The organism is Ottowia sp. (genome assembly GCF_016703145.1).
Taxonomy (GTDB): domain Bacteria; phylum Pseudomonadota; class Gammaproteobacteria; order Burkholderiales; family Burkholderiaceae_C; genus Ottowia.
In genome coordinates, this window is the sequence record NZ_JADJCO010000003.1 from 1,796,216 (window position 1) to 1,813,563 (window position 17,348).

Here is a 17,348-nt window from a genome sequence, read left to right on the forward strand (position 1 = left end):
CCTCTCTCGAAGAGTCACGGAGCGGTCTAGTGAAAATCCTAATTAACGAAACAAAACGAGGTGGTTATGCATTGGAATAAAGATCAGATCCGTGAAACTATGCTTTCGCTGGAGACCGCAGCCTTGCGCAGCGCTCGCATTAACTATGAAGAGTACGTTTCTACTGCTCGAACTGATCGGACCGAACCCGTCGAGAGCGATGAGCACGCTCAGGCCGAAATTGCGAGCGAATTAGCGGAAGCGCTTGATGACACACTTCATGACTATGAAGAAAAACTAGAGAAGCTCGGGACGATCGATTTCGGGCCTAAGTCGGCAGTCAGTGAAGGCGCTGTTGTAAAGCTGTCTGGTCGCTACTTTGTGATTTCAGTGTCAACTAGCAAGTTCATTTGTCATGGACATGAACTCATGGGAATTTCCACGATGGCGCCAATCTTCCAAGCCATCGATGGTGCCCAAGCAGGGGATACCGTGCGGTTCAACGGTCGGGATCTCGCTGTAGAAGACGTGGCATAGAACGTATCCACCACCGTCGACGCGACACTAACGGAGGCGCCTCCGAAATTCGTATCATGGGATCGAGAGATCCCAAGTTCATCGGCGTTCTTCGTTAACGAGTGATCCTTGATCCTCGATCAGGCTCCTTTGCTGCCACGTGCGATGGCAAGCAACGCCAGGGTGGTGAGCACCGCAGCAGCACAAAGGCCCCCGGAGAGCAACTTTGTCAGGTAAGTTGTTGAGGTTGCACCGTAGCGGGAGCCGGTACATCAGCCGTGAGCGTGAGCAGGATGTCGGCGTACCAAGCGCAGTTGAGACCCAGCGACTCATCCAGTGCGAGGTCACGTGTGTTCATATCCAAACGCGAGGAGTGCACGCCCAACAGTTTCCAGGGCAGCGCCGGGTCGGTGCCAGGGGCCCGCATCACCACGGCTGCGCCGCTCGTGCCACGGTGGGTACGCGCATCCGTCAGAAAGTAGCCCTGGCCCTGGAATCGCACGCCAAAGGAAGATGCGATGACCGCGTGACGTACCACTGGCAGGTGATAAATCACATCATGAAAGCCCAGCGGATAGCCCACAACCAGCAGCGCACTGCCGACTTCGACCTCGTCCAGCATGCTCTGCAGGTGAGCCGGCGTGAAAGCCTGCATCGCTACCGACGGCGGAAGGGCCGAGCGGTCCAGCTCGATGGTCGCCACGTCGATCTCGCCGCCTGTGTCGCTTCCCTGGCGCCACATACTCTTGCCGTCAACGTAGAGCCAGACCGACAAGGCGCTCGCTTGGGTCAGGTTGACGGCATCGGTGTGCAGCTCGATTTCGACCCGGTTTGGGAAATGCTTGGTGGGCGCGTCAATGACGACGTGCCTGCTGGTGACGAAGAAAAGCCGTTCGTTGCGCAGGAAGAAAAATCCGCTGGCACCGGTCAGCAACTTGTCTCCGTCAAAAGTGGAAACTCGGGCGGCGGTTAGAAGGATAGATTCGGCCATGAGACTCTTATATATGAACGGCCCTGTGCCCGGCACGCCGTCCGACTTCTATGCCCGAAATTTGCCGACTGAGCAGAGCAGGGAGTCTCGCGAAAAACTCTGGTCGCGAGGCATGCCTGACCGACTAGATGGAGGCATTCAAGCGATGCATCGATGGGGACTGGCGGGCGGGCAGTTGACGGGCTGCTTCGGTCCGTTGTATGTGGCGTTGTATAGTGCGCCTCCGCCTTCGACTCAGTCGCCGCGCTAGTGCCGAGCACCCTGAGACTCCTCTTGGATTCGTATCATTGAATCGAAAGATCCCGTGATCATCGGCGTGCTCGGACAACGGGTGGCCTTTACCTCGAGCGGGCGCTTTGGTTGCCCGCGTGCGATGGCCAGCACCGCTAGGGAAGCGAGCAACGCAGCCGCACAAAGGAATAGGCCGCCAGGGCCGATGATATTCATCGCAGCTCCCCCAATGAGGGGTCCAGCGGCAGTCCCGATCCCGTTGAGCAGAAGAAGCCCTCGCGCGGTGCCGAGTCGCCGACCGGCCGGAAGGTTGTCGTTCGCGGCGGCCAGACACAACGAATAGATCGGGATTCCAAAGCCGCCGAAGAGCGCACCCGCCGCAAGGAGCATTGGCAGAGGCGCCTGCACTGCTAACGCTACGCAGATTGCAGCTGCTGCAGACGCCAGGGCCGCACCGGCAATGGCAATGTTTCGAGACACTCGGTCCGAAAGCCAGCCGAGTGGCCATTGCAATGCAAGTGTTCCTCCCAGAACCGCAGCCATGAAGGCGGATATACCGCTCACATCGAGTCCGATCCTCTGGGCGAAGTTCGGGCCCATGCCCCAGAAACCGCCGATAGCCAGGCCGGCCAAGAAAACGCCAACCGCAGCTAGCGGTGATACGAGAACCACGTCCTTGAGCGCGACCGATTCCTGCTCCACCTCGGCAGGTGGATGGCTTGGAAGCAAAGTAATCGGAACCACCGCAGCGGATATCAACAGCGACACGACGATGAACAAAGTGACGCTGGCGGGCGCCGCAATGTTGAGGAGCGCTTGCCCCACTGCCCATGAGCCCATTGAAACCACACCGAAGATCGACAGGAGTTGCCCGCGCGTGGATTGCACAGCGTGCGCATTGAGCCAGCTCTCCGTTGCGAGGATCATGCCTGCATAGGCGAAGCCGGTAGCCAGGCGAAGCGACATCCAAGCTATCGGCTCTACGAACGTCACATGGAGAAGGGTCGTCATTGAGGCAAGAGCCGCAAATCCGGCGAAGGTTCTGACATGGCCTACAGAAACGATGATCCGCGGCAATACGAGCGCGCCTGCAGTGAACCCCGCGAAATAGAAGGACATCATCGCGCTAATCGCGCCGCTCGAGAAGCCTTCGTGGCCGGCTCTCACGATCAAGAGCGTACCCAGTAAGCCATTGCCCAGCAGCAGCGCGGCGACGCTCAGAAGCAACGCCCCCACTGGTGCAAGAACGAGGCCTCGTCTACACGCTGTCCTTACGGTATCGATTGCCTGGCTCATTTCCTAGCCTAGTGTGACGGTTGGTACTCTGCCGCACTGACGAACTGTTCGAATGCTTCGCGCCAGATTGATGAGGACTCTTGGTGCGATTGCGTGGTGGGTCACGGTATCTGTCGTCTAGCGTGCATATATCGCGCTACTTTTCCATCGTTCAATAGTCGACCGACAAGCTGTACATAAGGCTCGCATGCTAAGGGAGCTCCATCAAAACGGAACGGCTGCGCGACGTGGGTGCAAGGTTTTGGACGCCTGGACACACTTACAGGACGCTTGGACCGACAGATGACGCAGAGTGCCTTAACGCCATTCCGCTCCACGGATGCACGTCGTTCGATGTGCGTGAGGTATGTGAAGGCGGGGTAGGTTGGCCCCCTTGCCCATACATCCGCTGCATAGCTTTTATGTCTTGGTCGTGGATGTCCGATGCATAGGGAATCTGGGAGCATCCGATGAAGCGGCCGGAAGTGTCTGGCGCCAGCGACATCCAGTGCTTGAATTCGGGGGGCGCTTACCTGTCCTCGAGAGCTAGCGCCTTCTATAAAGGGCGTTAGGGAATTGCATACGGAGGCCTGTATTTTGGATGGCGCTATTTACGTGACAGCAACCATGGCGAGGGGAGGAATCGACTGGTTGTTCGAAGACTCTCGTACGACGCCCGCGGGAAGCAGAGCCGCATGCGATCCTTCCGGTGGGAAGCCGCCGCCGCGGACAGGATCCCAAGCTTGGTTTTGGGCCGCGAAAGGCAGGGAGAAACAAGTTCGGACCGAGCCGCGTGCAAGGAGATGCTGTGGCGCAAAGCAACGACATCACCCAGCCTGAGCTGATGAGCACCCAGAGTGGGGAACTTGACTTCTCCGTGTCCAAGGCCGACAGACCAATCTTGCGCATTTCACCGGCCGATTTGGATACCCTCGTCGGCACGCTTGAGGTCCGCCAGGTCACACTTGAAGAGTGCACATTGAAGGGGGAGCGACGGTTCGAGCCAGCGAACGATGGTATGACTCGCCTGTACTACGGGATGTGCGGAACTGGGTCCCTCACAACCTCAAATGGTCTGTCGATCGCGATTGCTCAACATACCCTTGTAGTCGTCCCGCCTGTCAGCAGGGAACATCTTCAATGTCGACCGGCCCGAGAAAACCGGGCCATGTTGGCAGGAAGCGCGCGCGTCCTGTGTGGCCATTTCCACGCCGCATTTGGTGACGTGGTTGACATGTTTGGCGGCCTATCCACGCCAATTGTGGAACGCTTTTCCGAGGGCCACGACCTACCAGCCAAGTTGACCCACGCGCTCGTCGAGCTGAAGGGGAGGGAGCCCGGCAGCGTCGCCATGACATCGCTGCTCATGAAGCAGACATTGGTGTTGCTCTTGCGCCGCTCGCTGACCTCGCCCAACCCCTGGGTCGAGCGATTCGCGATTCTGAGGGACCATCGAATCTCTAAGGCATTCGCCGAAATGACGGCAAGGCCTGGGGCCGAACATACGGTGGATAGCCTGGCGAGGACCGCGTGTCTGAGCCGATCAACCTTCATGGCGCGCTTTTTTGAGTTGGTTGGCCGAACGCCAATGAGTGTGCTCAGAGATTTGCGCATGCGCCAGGCCGCCCAGCAACTTCGAGTCACGGGCGTTCCCATTGGGCAGATTGGTCAGGCCGCCGGGTACGCAAACAACAGCGGATTCATCCGCGCGTTTCGAAAGGCATATGGCATGGACCCTCGGGAATACCGAGGCCAAGCGCTACCCTCGTCCTGCGTTATTCCGCATGCGGTATTCCACATCAACGACCCGAGCGAGACCAGCGAAGCACTCGTAAAGTGAACTGGAGGCTCTCTACGGCCTGAGTTGCCTGCAGAAAGAGAGTTCGCTGTGACCTACTTCGACGTGGTCTTGTATGTGACCTTAGGCAGGTCGGAGCGCCTCGAATGCAGCTGCAGGCTATGAAGCTGCGGGGTCGCAATTCCGAACGGTGCGCGGAAACTTAATCGTGCCAACGTCTCTGGAGAAAAGTATGCTCAGTCCACAAAGCTCATCGCCCTCTCGCCGAAGGTGAGGATACCCTCGCGCTTCCTCATTGATCGGCAGCAGACAGTCGTGTACGCCGAGATCAATGCTGGTGAAACCCATCGGATAGATCTGAGCGGCCTTCTCACCGCATCGGGGGTTTTTAGCGAAAGGCATCTGGGCTCTAAGCTTCCTTCACTAGACTCGGGAATGTCCGATATAGACGGGCGCATCGCGTGCTGACCAGTTCGTTGTCACCAAGGCAGTGTTCCCGGGCGACTGGGATGCACTTACGACGGATGAAGTTGTTCAGCTCATCACACCGACTGAATCTGTGGGATTTTCGCGTGCTGGTCACGGTGAGTACCATCAGCGCAGTGCTTGTCATGAATTGAGTTTTCGGGCCTCGAAGCCACGGGCGAGTGCACGGGCATCAGCTCCACTACCCAGTCGATGAAGGCCCGCAGTTTCGCACTCACATGGCGGTTGGACGGGAACGCCACATACATCGGCATCGCATCGAAGCTCCAGCCGTCGAACAGCGGCACCAGTTCGCCCCGCGCCGCATGGTCGTTCGCCATGTACTGCGGCAGCCACAACACGCCCATGCCCGCCACACCGGCCGCGAGGTAGGCGTTCCCGTCATCCAACGCCACTACATGGCGCCCCTGCACCTCGATGCGCTCGGCATCGCGCTGCATGCTGATGAGCGCCACCGTGCCGCTGCGCGCGCGCAAATAGCCCACCGTGTGGTGGTGCGAGTCTTCCAGCTCACCCGGGTGCAGCGGCGTGCCGGCGCGCTGCAGGTAGGCCGGTGCTGCATAAACACCTAGATGTGGAGTGTCAAGAGGTTCTTTGGAGACATCGAGAGACGCGAGATAGGCGGCACAAGATCGATTCCGTGGTGCGGCCTGTGCCAGTTGTAGAAATGCGTCCAAATCGGCAGGGCCGCGCAGCGCTGTTGTGAGTTCTCGTAGGTGTGCCCATAGGCCCACTCGCGCAGCGCAGACTGGATGAACCTCTCGGCCTTCCCATTGGTCTGCGGGCGATAGGCCCGCGTGAACTTTTGGGTGATGCCCAGCTCCAGGCAAGCCTCACCAAACAGCGCGGAGTGGAACGACATGCCGTTGTCTGTCAGCACGCGTTGGATGGGTACACGCAGACTGGCGAAGTAGCCTACCGCGGCCCGCAGGAATGCCTCAGCGCTGATCTTCGTCTCGTCGGGGTAGACCTGCGTGAAGGCCAGCCGGCTGTGGTCGTCCACGGCCACAAAGACGTAGTCCCAGCCGACCCTTCGCCCGCGCTGGGAGCGATCGCCGGTGATGCGGTGACCGACCTGCTCGAAGCGCCCGAGCTTCTTGATGTCGATGTGCAGCAGCTCACCGGGGTTCTCGCGCTCGTAACGTTGCACGGGCTCTTGGGGCCGAAGATCGCTCAGCCGTGACAGCCCGGCTCGACGTAGAACACGGCTGACCGTCGCCTTGGACACGCCCATGTACGAGGCGATGTAGGCTTGCAAGCACAGCTTGCGCCGCAGCTCCACGATGGCCAGCGCCACATGCGGTTCGATGGCGCGCGGTGACTTCTCGGGGCGCGAAGATTTGTCCAGCAGACCATTGGCCCCGTCTGCCAGGTAGCGTGCCAGCCATTTGCGTGCCGTCACGGCACTGACGCCATGCTTGGCGCCTGCATCTGATGCGCTCATGCCACGTTCTTTGAGATCTCGGACCATCTCCAGGCGACGCAGGTAGGTCAATCGGGCATTCTTATGGGTGTTCATCCGGGTTTGGAAATCTGAGTTGACTGGGGGTTTGGCGATTTCCAGTCTCTCAGAACCTCTCCGGGTGAACACCCGAAACAACCTATTGAACCTTCACACCTAGAGCGAGGTTTCCGACGTGGCGGGCGATAAGTGACGGATCGGTGATCTCGCCGCCGCGCAGCACGCAGTCCACGTTGTCACCTATGAGGTCCACCATGCGGTCGCTCACGCCGATGTACAGCTGGATCTCCGGATAGCGCGCGTGAAACTCCGGTAGGGCTGGCATTAGGATCATGCGGGCCAGTGGGCTGGGCACGTCCACACGCAAGCGCCCACGGGGCGAGGCTACAGCGCTGGAGAGGCTGGTGTCTGCGTCTTCCATGTCGGCCAGCAGGCGCACCACGCGCTCGTAGTAGGTGGCGCCATCTGCCGTCACCTTCACCTGGCGCGTTGTGCGGTTCAGCAGCTTCACGCGCAGCCGCGCCTCCAGCTGCTGCACCAGTTGCGTCACGGTGGTCTTGCTCATGTGCAGCGTCTGCGCTGCCTTGGTGAAACTGCCGGCCTCCACCACGCGGGCAAAGGCCTGCATTGCATTGAATCTGTCCATCAGAGATCCTCACATTAGGGCTATTGTTTGGAAATCGCACAAAGTCATTGTGCGACTTGCTTGTTTATCCGAAGGTGGTGATCGCCTAGAGTCAATTCTTTCCCACCAACAAATAGGTATTTCATGTCTGCACGTGATGTTGTTTTTCCCGCCGGCCGTCAGGCGCTCTATGAAAAGAACCGCTACTCGCCAGCGATCCGGTCTAACGGTTTTCTGTTCGTCTCGGGCCAAGTGGGCAGCCAGCCCGATGGCTCTCCCGAACCCGAGTTGCAAGCCCAGGTGCGCCTCGCGTTCGACAACCTTGACGCCATCCTTTCGGCCGCCGGCTGCACGTTCAAGGACGTGGTCGACGTGACCGTGTTCATCGTCGATCCCGAGTCGAAGTTCGAAACCATTTGGGAGGTGGTGGGGGAATACTGGGGTGATGCTCCGCACCCCACGCTCACAGCTCTTGGCGTGACCTGGCTGTATGGGTTCCAGTTCGAGATCAAGGTGATTGCCAAGCTGCCCGAGGCCAGTGCTGCAGTGTGATCCGACCAGGCGAGGCGCAGGGTAGCCAGGGTCAGAGTGATCTGGCCGGTGGGGGTAGGATTTGATTCGTAGTTGCTACCGACCTGCATCCACAGCTGACAGCGCCGCAGTTTTTGCAGGCGGTGCTGGTGCGAGTTCGCCACCAGGTGAAGCCGGACTACCAAAAGGGGTGTGAGTTACTGCCCGCATTCAACGAGTCATCGCAACAGGGCATACCTTGTGCGAGCAACGCGGAGCTTGCAGCCGCACGTGAAAGCAGGAAAGGGAAACGGCGTCCGTCCCCATCACTGACACGATGCCTGGCCCTACAGCTGCACTGAACACGTGACCTCGCCAAAGTTCATACCTCGCGCCTGAAGCACCTAGCCCACTTCAGTGAACAAGGCCTCGTACAGCTGTCCTACGCTTCGATCTTCACGCCTTTCCAGAATGCGACTCGATCTTTCACCATTTCAGCCCCAGGCTTTGGGTTGGGGTAGTACCAGACCGAATCCGGATTGGTCTCGCCATTCACGATGAGTGAGTAGTAGCTGGCTAGGCCCTTCCAAGGGCAACTGCTCTTGTGGTCGCTCAAGATGACATATTCGCGGTTCAGCGAACTGTCGGGAAAGTAGTGCTTCCCCTCAACGACCACCGTGTCGTCGCTCTGCGCAATCAACGCGCCGTTCCATGTGGCTTTCATGTCAATGCCTCCAGCGTGAATTTAGGTAGATGCTCAGATCGGCCCCGCGCGCCAGACTGTGGCGGCGCACGCGCGCAGGCTTATTCTTTGAAGGCAATGAAATCAACTTCGAGCACCATCTCAGGTCGAATTACTTGGAGTGGTCACTGAACGTATGCAAGCGGGCTTCAGTTCCGAGATTGACGGGACGCGCTGAATACCCTTGCCGCAATCTGTTTGCGGACTCCCTCCGAGGCTTACTCCGAGCACGTGCGCGCGGGTGAGCAAGACCAATGCTAGCAATTCGCGTCTTGCCAGGTGTACACCCAGTATTGACGCAAGAGTCTCCCACACTGTGACGTTCGATCAGTGCCACGCGTTTGACTGCTCGCGACAGACGCGCCGATAGAGCAGGGCCAGCTTGACCCGCGCCACTACTATTGCGTCCCACTCCTCCGCCTGAATTAGTGACCCCTCTCTACGTAAGAGTCGTTCTAATGTAGTGCCTGGAATAGATTTTTGTTGGGAACTGCGCGAACTACAGGCCTTGCGCAGACGATAGGGAACGTTTTCCGGACTATCAGACGCTGGCCGTGGACGCATACGTATGGACGATAAAGGCCAACGGTTGATCAGTCCCGCCGCCAATGAACGACCCACTTCAGGTTTCCTGGCTCATTTTGTCGGACGTCCGGACACATTGGCATGTTGACCCGTGTGGGGTCATCGGAGAACAATAGTTATGGCGACACAGTAGTTGTAGCCTTCGCCCTTCCTCCGGCCATAAAGCCATTCCCGCACCTTTAGACGTATCGACTGGATGATGATGGTGTGCGTCAGTATTTTCCTTTCCGTTTGATGAGAAACCCCTCCTTCTCTGCGCCCATAGTAGCGCCCGTCGCCAACTCCTATCCCGGGCTTCTGCGTGATGTGCTTAGTGGGATGGGGAGCCTTCACAAAGCCATTCCTCCGCGCTGGTTCTACGACCAAAAAGGGTCAAAGCTGTTCGAGGACATCACTCGGTTGCCGCAGTACTACCCAACCCGTTGCGAGCGTACAATTCTGTCGACGTACATCCGGGAGATCGCGCTACTCCTGGGGCACAACAGGGTGCTCGTTGAGTTCGGTGCGGGCTCCGCCACCAAGACTTCCGTGCTGCTTGGTCACGTCTTGTTCTCGGAGTACATCGCCATCGACATCTCCGGCGAATTCTTGCGCGAATCCATTGCGTCTCTGCAGGCCCAGTTCCCGCATATTCCTATGCGGCCTGTGGAGGCGGACTTTCTGCGTCCGATGGAGCTGCCGCATACGGTCCTGCAGCGAGGTGGCGTCGGCTTTTTCCCGGGATCTACCCTCGGTAATCTGAGCGAAGCGGCCGCAGTCAACCTCCTGCGGACGTTTGGCGACGCCCTAGGTCCTGATTCCACCCTGCTCCTGGGGATCGACCTGCTGAAGGACGAAGCAATCCTCCTGCCGGCATATGACGACCCGCAGGGCGTCACCGCCAGGTTCAACCTCAATCTACTGCACCGCATCAACCGGGAACTTGTCGGCGACATTCCGGTGTCTGCCTTCAAGCACGAGGTGCGGTGGAATGAAGGGCTATCCCGGATAGAGATGCATCTTCGCGCGCGATACGACGTGCAGTTTCGCGTAGCCGATTGCAGCTTCTCCATGCGGGAGGGCGAAACCATTCATACCGAGAACAGCTACAAGTACACCGTCCGGGATGTTCGCCTGCTGCTCAGGGCGGGAGGATGGAACACGACCGGCTTTTGGACTGACCCGGACGGATACTTTGCAGTTCTCTCCGCGCAACGTGTCCCGATCGGCAGCGACCAAGAATACAGCGCCGACTGATACGTGCGCGGCCTACGTTCAGCGCATCAGCAACGGCTAACCCGCTCTCTCTGTCTCCTAGCGACGACGAAGCAAGCCACTCACACGAGGGGGCCTGCCCAGGACGACTGAGCCCAATTCGCGGTCAGAACAATGGACGAGGGCGCCGCTCGACTGGCTCTCTGTCGATGTTCTGTCAATCACGTGGCTGCTCTGAGCGCCGGGCATGCTCGTAAAAAAAGGACCCGGGCTCATGACCAGGAATTTACTTTGCGCGTTGTCTCCCGCGAGTCTTATCATTCCTGACGCGACAGATCGCGCAGCCCTTGCGAACCATTTTGCACAGATTCGCGCAGCCAGTCTGCGTGCAGCGAGTCCCCTGAGCGTAGAGGACCAGTGCGTACAGTCAATGGCAGATGTGAGTCCCACGAAGTGGCACCTTGCGCACACGACGTGGTTCTTCGAGGCCGTAGTCCTGATGCCTCATACATCATGCGAGCCCTTCAACGCGTCCTATCTGCACCTGTTCAATTCGTACTACGAGTCCCTGGGTAGCCGCCATCCGAGGGCCCAGCGAGGGCTTCTCACTCGTCCAGCACTGCGGGAAGTGCATCGGTATCGTGAGCACGTCGACGCCGCTGTCCTTCGGCTAATTGAGGAGGTCGACAACGAAACCCTCGAGTCTGTGGGGCCGCTGATTATTCTTGGTCTGCAGCATGAGCAGCAGCATCAAGAGCTCATTGTCGCGGACGCCCTACACCTGCTCTCGTGCAATCCGATGCTCCCGGCACTTCGAGCCTCTGGAGAAGGGCCACTTCGCCTTCAAGCTCCTTCACAGGTTAAATGGCTGGATGGACCGAGCGGGTTGGTAGAGGTCGGCCATCCAGGTGGAACCTGTGCGTTCGACAACGAAACCCCGCGACATCGTTGCTGGCTGGCGCCATTCCAAATTGCCGACCGCTTGGTCACTTGCTCAGAGTACGTCGACTTCATCGCCGACGGTGGCTATAAAACTCCCGCCTTGTGGCTGTCCGAGGGCTGGGCGGTGGTTCAGTCCAGTGGCTGGCAAATGCCCGCGTACTGGATTGCGCCAAGAGACTCCGGCGTGCCAGCCGAGGGGTGGCAGGTGTTCGGGCTTGCCGGAGTCCAGCCGATGGATCTTGGAGCCCCAGTGAGCCAGCTGAGCTTCTATGAGGCTGCTGCCTTTGCTCTATGGAGCGGTGCTCGACTGCCCACAGAGGCTGAATGGGAATCGGCGGCACTGTTGCCGGAGATTCGACAGCTCACAGGTCATGTCTGGCAGTGGACGCGCTCTTCTTTTGACCCGTATCCAGGATTCAGGCCATGGCCTGGCGCTATCGGTGAGTACAACGGGAAGTTCATGGTCGGCCAAGTTGTTCTCCGCGGTGGAAGCGTGGCCACCCCACGCGGCCACACGCGCCTCACCTATCGCAATTTCTTTCCGCCCGCGACCAGGTGGCAATTCAGTGGGCTGCGCCTCGCGCGGGACAGGGAGTGTTGATGCCTGGCTGAAACAGAGGCGGGGCACGCCGTGAGGCACCGAGTTCCGCCTGCTGGTCACAAGGGATAGCGCTGAATGACTCGGGCAGGGTCGCCTCAGTCCTTGCAGGCGGAGGAACTGAGGGCCGATGCGCAAACTGGTGGTAAGTCCAGGCGCTAAGACCGATAGCAGCCGGAATCGGGCTATGCCAGCGCATCTGCCACGTGGTTGCGAAGCATCGGAACAATGTCCCTGTCGAACCACGGATTCTGCTTCAGCCAGTTCTGGTTGCGCGGCGACGGGTGGGGCAGGGTGATGAACTGCGGCGCATACGACTTCCATGCGGCGACTGTCTCAGTGAGGGTCGCCCGCCTGCGTTCACCGAGGTACTTCGCCTGAGCGTACTGCCCGATGAAGATAGTCAGTCGAATGTGTGGCAGCGAGGAGAGGATGCGTTCATGCCAAAGAGGCGCGCACTCGGGACGTGGTGGCAAGTCTCCGCTGCGACCTCGACCGGGATAGCACAGGCCCATCGGCACGATCGCGAACCGGCGCGCGTCATAGAACACCGATTCCTCGACCCCCAACCACTCCCTCAACCGTTTCCCGCTTGCATCGTGCCACGGAATCCCACTTTCGTGAACCTTAAGGCCTGGTGCTTGACCGACCATCAAGATGCGAGCGGACGGCGAGATTCTCACAATAGGTCGAGGACCCAGCGGGAGATGCGCCTCGCAGACGCGGCAAGCCTGAATCTCACTCAGAAGCGCGTCAAGGCGACCAGCAGCAGAGCGGTGCAGCGGCATCGAAGGCAAGTGAGAGTCGTTCGCAAAGATACGTTGAGTAGGCATGACGGTCTGATTGCGAAAGGATTCCTGTCGCAGCGCAGCGCAGCGCAGTGCCGGTGGTGGCCAGCTTACACGCCATCGCGCAGACGTGCTCAACCCTTTGGCGTCAGCTTCTGGATAGTTGTTTTGCAAAGAATGAATTGGGTGCGCGCGTGAATGGAATCAAGCGGCGCCGGGGCCACTTCCATGCTGCGTTTACGTGAAACGTTACCCCGGTCCCTCCAAGTTTGAAGAGCTTGACCTTTGAAGTCGTTGAGGGCCTGTCATTTGGAGAAAGCCTCGGAGTACCGGACCAATTCAGCCACAGCAACCCAGCGACGGTCGGTTCCGCATCACTGTGCTGATCAATCCCTAGTGCGCTTGGAAGGCTTTTCGCTGGGGAACTGCGCGGGCCACATCCCTCGCGGCGACGATAGGAGATGTATTCCGGACTATCAGACACGCCGAGCGCCGTACAGTGCCCCAGCGCTCGCTCCCGAACCCTATTTCGGAGTGGTGCGGAAAACGCTTCCTGCCGGAGCGGCGAGTTCTCTCTTCTCTTGCTCGCCAAGCGCAATGAGGCTAAGCGCCCTCCGAGGGCCATCGTGTCGGCGGCAAGTTGAATGGGGACTCCATATGCGAATTCTGTTATTGGGCCGGGTAGCGTCGGAGGCCATTTTGGCACCTGTCGGGGCAGTCAAGTTGCATCGCGTCCTTCTTTGCACGCCGCCGGCATCTCGGGGGGCAGGCATTCAATGAGACTTCGCTTGAAAAGCCATTTTCTGATGGTGAAGCTTTGTCGGTATAGACGTAGCAGCCAAGGTTTTTTCGGCAAGCGTCCACCTACGTTGGCAATTGAGCGTGCGCTCAGTGCGGAGCGAGTCGGGGCGGTGGAGCGCGACACCAGTTTGAAGTTGAGCGGGGATCCGATTCCCGCTGAGTTCCGACGGTGACCGGGTAGCCAAGCATGGAGTTCAAGGACTACTACAAGACGCTCGGCGTGGAGAAGACGGCCACGGCAGAGGAGATAAAGAAAGCGTTTCGTAAGCTCGCGCGCAAGTTCCACCCCGACGTCAGCAAGGTACCGGACGCGTCTGCACGGATGGCGGAGGTGAACGAGGCCAATGGAGTTCTGTCAGATCCCGAAAAGCGCGCCGAATACGATCAGCTGTTAGCGCAGCCACAAAGCGCTCGCGAGTTCCGGTCTCCACCAGACTGGCAACAAGGCTTCGACTTCACATCTGTTGGCGGAAACGCGCAGCACAGCGACTTCTTTGAGGAGTTGTTCGGGCGCGCCACCCGCACGCGCCGGGGCGGGGCGCGTCACCCTGAAGGACCGATTCCGGGTGAGGCTAGACACACACGCATCGAGCTCGAACTACTGGATACCTATCTTGGCGCGGTGCGCATGCTGGAGCTAGACGCAGTGCGTATTGACGATCAAGGCCAACCCAGGCGCGAGAAACGCCAACTGGAAGTTCGGATACCGAAGGGAGTACGGGAGGGTCAGCACATCCGGTTGGCAGGGCAGGGTAGTCCAGGCGTCAACGGCGGCCCACCCGGCGACCTACTGTTGGAAGTGGCGATCCGCGCAAATACCAAGTGGCGTGCCGACGGTAAGGACGTACACGGTCGCCTATCGCTGTCTCCTTGGGAAGCCGCGCTTGGAGCGTCAGTGACGGTGCGACTGCCAGCGGACGACGCTGTGGAGGTAACAGTCCCTGGCGGCTGGACGCCTGGCAAAAAGCTGCGGCTGAAGGGTCGTGGAATCCCCGCATCCGAACCCGGCGACCTTTACCTGGTGCTGGAAGTCGTCTTGCCGGCCGCTGCCACCGACGGACAGCGCGACGCGTATTCGGCCTTGGCGCACGCATTTCCCGGATTTGACGCGCGGACAGTCGCAGGAACGTGAACATGAAACCCATACTCGATGCAGAAGTGCTGATAGGCGCGGTGTTCTCAGTTGAGGAGGCGGCGCGGGCCTGCGGCGTAGACGTGCTTTGGCTTGAGAAACGCGTTGACGCAGGCGTGCTGCATGTCCACGTGGGGTCTGAAGGATGGCGCTTCGACTGTTTCACACTGGTGCGCGCACGGCGGGTTGCGCACCTGGAGACCTGCTTTGATGCGGATCCACAGCTGGCGGCCCTCACGGCGGACTTGATTGAAGAAGTGGCACGTCTGCGTAGGCAATTGGAATTGCGCTGAACGTCGCCATGGTGCCGAGGGTCGCCGATCTTCTGGGGTAATCGCTCACCACCAGAGCAGCCAAGGAAAGAATCTCATGAATCAGCTATTGAAGGCCACTCCTCTCGCGACACAGTTGCCTTCCGTGCCGCCCTCATCGAATCGGCACTTCATCAAGACCACGGGCCTCGTCCTCGCGGTTGCTGCGTTGTTGGCCGTGCTGTGGATGCCGGCTGCGCCGGGGCTGCCGCCGGCTGGCCAGGTGATGCTGGCTGTACTTGCCTTCGCCGTGATCGTCTGGATGACCGAGGCTCTCGACTATGCCGTGAGTGCTGTAGTAGTCGGCGCACTGATGATCTTCCTTCTGGCTGCGACCCCCGATGTCGCAAAGCCGGAGAGCGGTGACATTGGGACCGGTGCGGCGCTGAGCCTGGCACTGTCGGGCTTTTCAAACAGTGCTGTCGCATTAGTCGCGGCAGCTTGTTTTATCGCCGCCGCTATGACGGCCACGGGGCTTGACCGGCGCATCGCGCTGCTCGTGCTTTCCAAAGTAGATGCGCGCACCAATCAAATCGTTATTGGCGCCATGGTCGTGGGCTTCCTGCTGTCGTTCATCGTGCCCAGCACAACGGCAAGGGTGGCTTGCCTGGTGCCCATCATGATGGGCTTCATTCTTGCCTTCAAGGTGGACAAGCGCAGTCGATTCGCGGGCCTGCTGGTGATCGCAGCGGCACAGACTGCCAGCGTCTGGAACATCGGCATCAAGACCGCGGCGGCGCAGAACTTGGTGGCCATCGGCTTCATCGAAAGGCAGTTCCAGGCCACGATCACATGGATGGAGTGGTTCATTGCCGGGGCGCCGTTCTCAGCACTGATGAGCGTCGCGGTCTACTTCATCATGACCCGCATGATGAAACCGGAAATGAAGGAGATCGAGGGCGGCCGGGTGACTATTCGAAAGCAGCTGGATGCGATCGGGAAGACAACTACGAGAGAGTGGAAACTCCTGGCGATAGTGTTGGTACTGCTGGGCTTTTGGGCGACCGAGAAAGTGCTGCACGACTTCGACACGTCGTCGACAACTATCGCCGCGATCGCCTTGATGCTGCTGCCTCGCCTGGGCGTGATGGATTGGAAAGAGTCGCAGCACGGCTTTCCCTGGGGAACGGTCGTGCTGTTCGCGGTCGGCATCAGTGTGGGAACGGCCTTGCTGAGGACCAATGCGGCCGGCTGGCTCGCAAACCTGATTGTGCAGAACCTTGGTCTTCAACACGCCAGCGCCTTCGTTGTCCTGATGCTGCTGTCTCTGTTTTTGATCGTCATCCACCTCGGCTTTGCGAGCGCTACAGCTCTCGCCTCGACGATGATTCCCATCATCATGAGCGTTCTGCTGGCCGTTCAGACGCCGGCCATCAACGTCATCGGAATGACGATGCTTTTGCAGTTCGTCGTGAGCTTTGGATTCATCCTTCCGGTGAACGCGCCGCAGAACATGATTGCCTACGGCACAGGCACATTCGACGCACGAGATTTCGTTCGCACCGGCTTCGTCATCACATTGGTAGCCATGGCGCTTCTGGTCGTCTTCGCGTTGACCTATTGGCCCTGGATGGGGTACATGACGAAGACAGCTTGAAGGCGCCATGTCATTTCCGGTAAAACTGACAAGGAAGTGATGCACGCGAAGCACCAAACCCGTAGCCGACATAAGGCAACGGGCCCCGCCCAGACCATCTTGTTCACGAGGCCGCTTGGTCTCGGAGGCGCATCGGCGCAAGAATTGTCTGGCACCTCACCACAGGAGGCATCTCATGTCTACGTATCGATTCAAATCTCGTGAAACGGGCGACCTCGTGATGCTCAAGCAGCACGGCCAACTTTGCTGGAGATCATGGGCAAGGACCCATCGGGTCCGGGCGTCATCCAGCCCGCCGAGATGAGCGGGGCCGTGAAGGCCATCCGCGCTGCCGTGGCGGCCGACGAGGCGCGCCAGAAGCCCAAGGAAGAGGACGACACGGACGATGCATCGTCCTCCTCCGACACGGTGAGCCTGCGCGTGCGCAGCAGCCCCTTGATCGAGATGCTGCAGCGCTGCGAAAAAGCCGGGGTCGATATCGTCTGGGGGGTGTGAAGGAAGCGCCCCACGCAGCGCTTCGCGCTGTCGCCCGAGGGGGCGACATCTGTTTATCGATGTCTCATAAGTCGGTGGCGACGAGGGTACCGAGACAACTCAGCACGAGGAATGGCAGTAGCTGGATGATAAAGTGGTAAACGCATTACACATAGCTATGCTTTCCCCACGGGCATGCGTTCACCAACTGCCAGACACGATGAACATTTCTCAGAATGAACTCGTGGAGCAGGAGTGCTTGCCAGAGTGAATTCGTACGTTGATAGCCCAAAGGCCTTGGCCGTCGGGCA

14 protein-coding genes and 2 pseudogenes are annotated in these 17,348 nt (G+C 59.3%); 9 read left to right on the forward strand and 7 right to left on the reverse strand.

Features of this window, described 5'->3' with window-relative positions:
• Positions 1 to 66 precede the first annotated feature (66 nt).
• Positions 67 to 516: a hypothetical protein gene (locus IPG65_RS12370; protein ID WP_083954854.1), complete on the forward strand. Its 450-nt coding sequence runs from the start codon at positions 67 to 69 to the stop codon at positions 514 to 516.
• Between the two features lie 208 nt (positions 517 to 724).
• Here IPG65_RS12370 and IPG65_RS12375 read toward each other — a convergent pair whose 3' ends face one another.
• A complete protein-coding gene (locus IPG65_RS12375) occupies positions 725 to 1,486 on the reverse strand; it encodes a trypsin-like peptidase domain-containing protein (protein ID WP_293189817.1) in 762 nt (253 codons plus the stop codon).
• A 246-nt stretch (positions 1,487 to 1,732) separates the two neighbouring features.
• Complete coding sequence (locus IPG65_RS12380; protein ID WP_219627210.1) at positions 1,733 to 3,013, reverse strand: MFS transporter; 1,281 nt, start codon at positions 3,011 to 3,013, stop codon at positions 1,733 to 1,735.
• 787 nt (positions 3,014 to 3,800) lie between these two features.
• On the opposite strand from IPG65_RS12380, the gene IPG65_RS12385 reads away from it, so the two are divergent.
• Positions 3,801 to 4,832, forward strand: a complete 1,032-nt coding sequence (locus IPG65_RS12385; RefSeq protein ID WP_083955516.1) for a helix-turn-helix transcriptional regulator — start codon at positions 3,801 to 3,803, stop codon at positions 4,830 to 4,832.
• Between the two features lie 500 nt (positions 4,833 to 5,332).
• Here IPG65_RS12385 and IPG65_RS12390 read toward each other — a convergent pair.
• The 3 genes and pseudogenes from IPG65_RS12390 to IPG65_RS12400 all read right to left on the reverse strand — a co-directional run.
• Positions 5,333 to 5,848: pseudogene (locus tag IPG65_RS12390) on the reverse strand (LysR substrate-binding domain-containing protein); the annotation flags it as partial.
• Positions 5,845 to 6,795: an IS481 family transposase gene (locus IPG65_RS12395; protein WP_066122833.1), complete on the reverse strand. Its 951-nt coding sequence runs from the start codon at positions 6,793 to 6,795 to the stop codon at positions 5,845 to 5,847. The pseudogene IPG65_RS12390 and the gene IPG65_RS12395, both read right to left, overlap by 4 nt.
• A 94-nt stretch (positions 6,796 to 6,889) precedes the next feature.
• Positions 6,890 to 7,384 (reverse strand): annotated as a pseudogene (locus tag IPG65_RS12400) (LysR family transcriptional regulator); the annotation flags it as partial.
• Positions 7,385 to 7,507: 123 nt separating this feature from the next.
• Between IPG65_RS12400 and IPG65_RS12405 the strand changes: the two are divergent.
• Positions 7,508 to 7,915, forward strand: a complete 408-nt coding sequence (locus IPG65_RS12405; protein WP_066122834.1) for a RidA family protein — start codon at positions 7,508 to 7,510, stop codon at positions 7,913 to 7,915.
• Positions 7,916 to 8,315: 400 nt separating this feature from the next.
• Here IPG65_RS12405 and IPG65_RS12410 read toward each other — a convergent pair whose 3' ends face one another.
• On the reverse strand, positions 8,316 to 8,597 hold the full coding sequence (locus IPG65_RS12410) for a DUF427 domain-containing protein (protein WP_066122837.1): 282 nt from the start codon (positions 8,595 to 8,597) through the stop codon (positions 8,316 to 8,318).
• A gap of 837 nt (positions 8,598 to 9,434) precedes the next feature.
• Between IPG65_RS12410 and egtD the strand changes: the two genes are divergently transcribed.
• Positions 9,435 to 10,436, forward strand: a complete 1,002-nt coding sequence (egtD, locus tag IPG65_RS12415; protein WP_066122838.1) for an L-histidine N(alpha)-methyltransferase — start codon at positions 9,435 to 9,437, stop codon at positions 10,434 to 10,436.
• 232 nt (positions 10,437 to 10,668) lie between these two features.
• The gene (egtB, locus tag IPG65_RS12420; RefSeq protein WP_293190094.1) at positions 10,669 to 11,937 is read left to right on the forward strand and encodes an ergothioneine biosynthesis protein EgtB; all 1,269 of its coding nucleotides are present in this window, start codon (positions 10,669 to 10,671) and stop codon (positions 11,935 to 11,937) included.
• Between the two features lie 182 nt (positions 11,938 to 12,119).
• Here egtB and IPG65_RS12425 read toward each other — a convergent pair whose 3' ends face one another.
• Entirely contained in the window at positions 12,120 to 12,722 is a 603-nt protein-coding gene (locus IPG65_RS12425) for a uracil-DNA glycosylase family protein (protein ID WP_066122840.1), read from the reverse strand.
• A gap of 988 nt (positions 12,723 to 13,710) precedes the next feature.
• Here IPG65_RS12425 and IPG65_RS12430 point away from each other — a divergent pair.
• The 4 genes from IPG65_RS12430 (at position 13,711) to IPG65_RS12445 (ending at position 17,058) form a co-directional block, all read left to right on the forward strand.
• Positions 13,711 to 14,655, forward strand: a complete 945-nt coding sequence (locus IPG65_RS12430) for a DnaJ C-terminal domain-containing protein (protein WP_293189826.1) — start codon at positions 13,711 to 13,713, stop codon at positions 14,653 to 14,655.
• A gap of 2 nt (positions 14,656 to 14,657) precedes the next feature.
• Entirely contained in the window at positions 14,658 to 14,948 is a 291-nt protein-coding gene (locus IPG65_RS12435) for a hypothetical protein (protein ID WP_066122844.1), read from the forward strand.
• Positions 14,949 to 15,024: 76 nt separating this feature from the next.
• The gene (locus IPG65_RS12440; RefSeq protein WP_066122845.1) at positions 15,025 to 16,563 is read left to right on the forward strand and encodes a DASS family sodium-coupled anion symporter; all 1,539 of its coding nucleotides are present in this window, start codon (positions 15,025 to 15,027) and stop codon (positions 16,561 to 16,563) included.
• A 255-nt stretch (positions 16,564 to 16,818) separates the two neighbouring features.
• Positions 16,819 to 17,058, forward strand: coding sequence for a DUF1840 family protein (locus tag IPG65_RS12445; RefSeq protein ID WP_293189829.1), 240 nt, complete (start codon positions 16,819 to 16,821; stop codon positions 17,056 to 17,058).
• Positions 17,059 to 17,348: the final 290 nt, after the last annotated feature.

Coding starts and splice junctions, on each gene's coding strand:
- IPG65_RS12370 (WP_083954854.1), top strand. CDS start 67: ATGCATTGGAATAAAGATCAGATCCGTGAAACTATGCTTTCGCTGGAG.
- IPG65_RS12375 (WP_293189817.1), bottom strand. CDS start 1,486: ATGGCCGAATCTATCCTTCTAACCGCCGCCCGAGTTTCCACTTTTGAC.
- IPG65_RS12380 (WP_219627210.1), bottom strand. CDS start 3,013: ATGAGCCAGGCAATCGATACCGTAAGGACAGCGTGTAGACGAGGCCTC.
- IPG65_RS12395 (WP_066122833.1), bottom strand. CDS start 6,795: ATGAACACCCATAAGAATGCCCGATTGACCTACCTGCGTCGCCTGGAG.
- IPG65_RS12405 (WP_066122834.1), top strand. CDS start 7,508: ATGTCTGCACGTGATGTTGTTTTTCCCGCCGGCCGTCAGGCGCTCTAT.
- IPG65_RS12410 (WP_066122837.1), bottom strand. CDS start 8,597: ATGAAAGCCACATGGAACGGCGCGTTGATTGCGCAGAGCGACGACACG.
- egtD (WP_066122838.1), top strand. CDS start 9,435: ATGAGAAACCCCTCCTTCTCTGCGCCCATAGTAGCGCCCGTCGCCAAC.
- egtB (WP_293190094.1), top strand. CDS start 10,669: ATGACCAGGAATTTACTTTGCGCGTTGTCTCCCGCGAGTCTTATCATT.
- IPG65_RS12425 (WP_066122840.1), bottom strand. CDS start 12,722: ATGCCGCTGCACCGCTCTGCTGCTGGTCGCCTTGACGCGCTTCTGAGT.
- IPG65_RS12430 (WP_293189826.1), top strand. CDS start 13,711: ATGGAGTTCAAGGACTACTACAAGACGCTCGGCGTGGAGAAGACGGCC.
- IPG65_RS12435 (WP_066122844.1), top strand. CDS start 14,658: ATGAAACCCATACTCGATGCAGAAGTGCTGATAGGCGCGGTGTTCTCA.
- IPG65_RS12440 (WP_066122845.1), top strand. CDS start 15,025: ATGAATCAGCTATTGAAGGCCACTCCTCTCGCGACACAGTTGCCTTCC.
- IPG65_RS12445 (WP_293189829.1), top strand. CDS start 16,819: ATGGGCAAGGACCCATCGGGTCCGGGCGTCATCCAGCCCGCCGAGATG.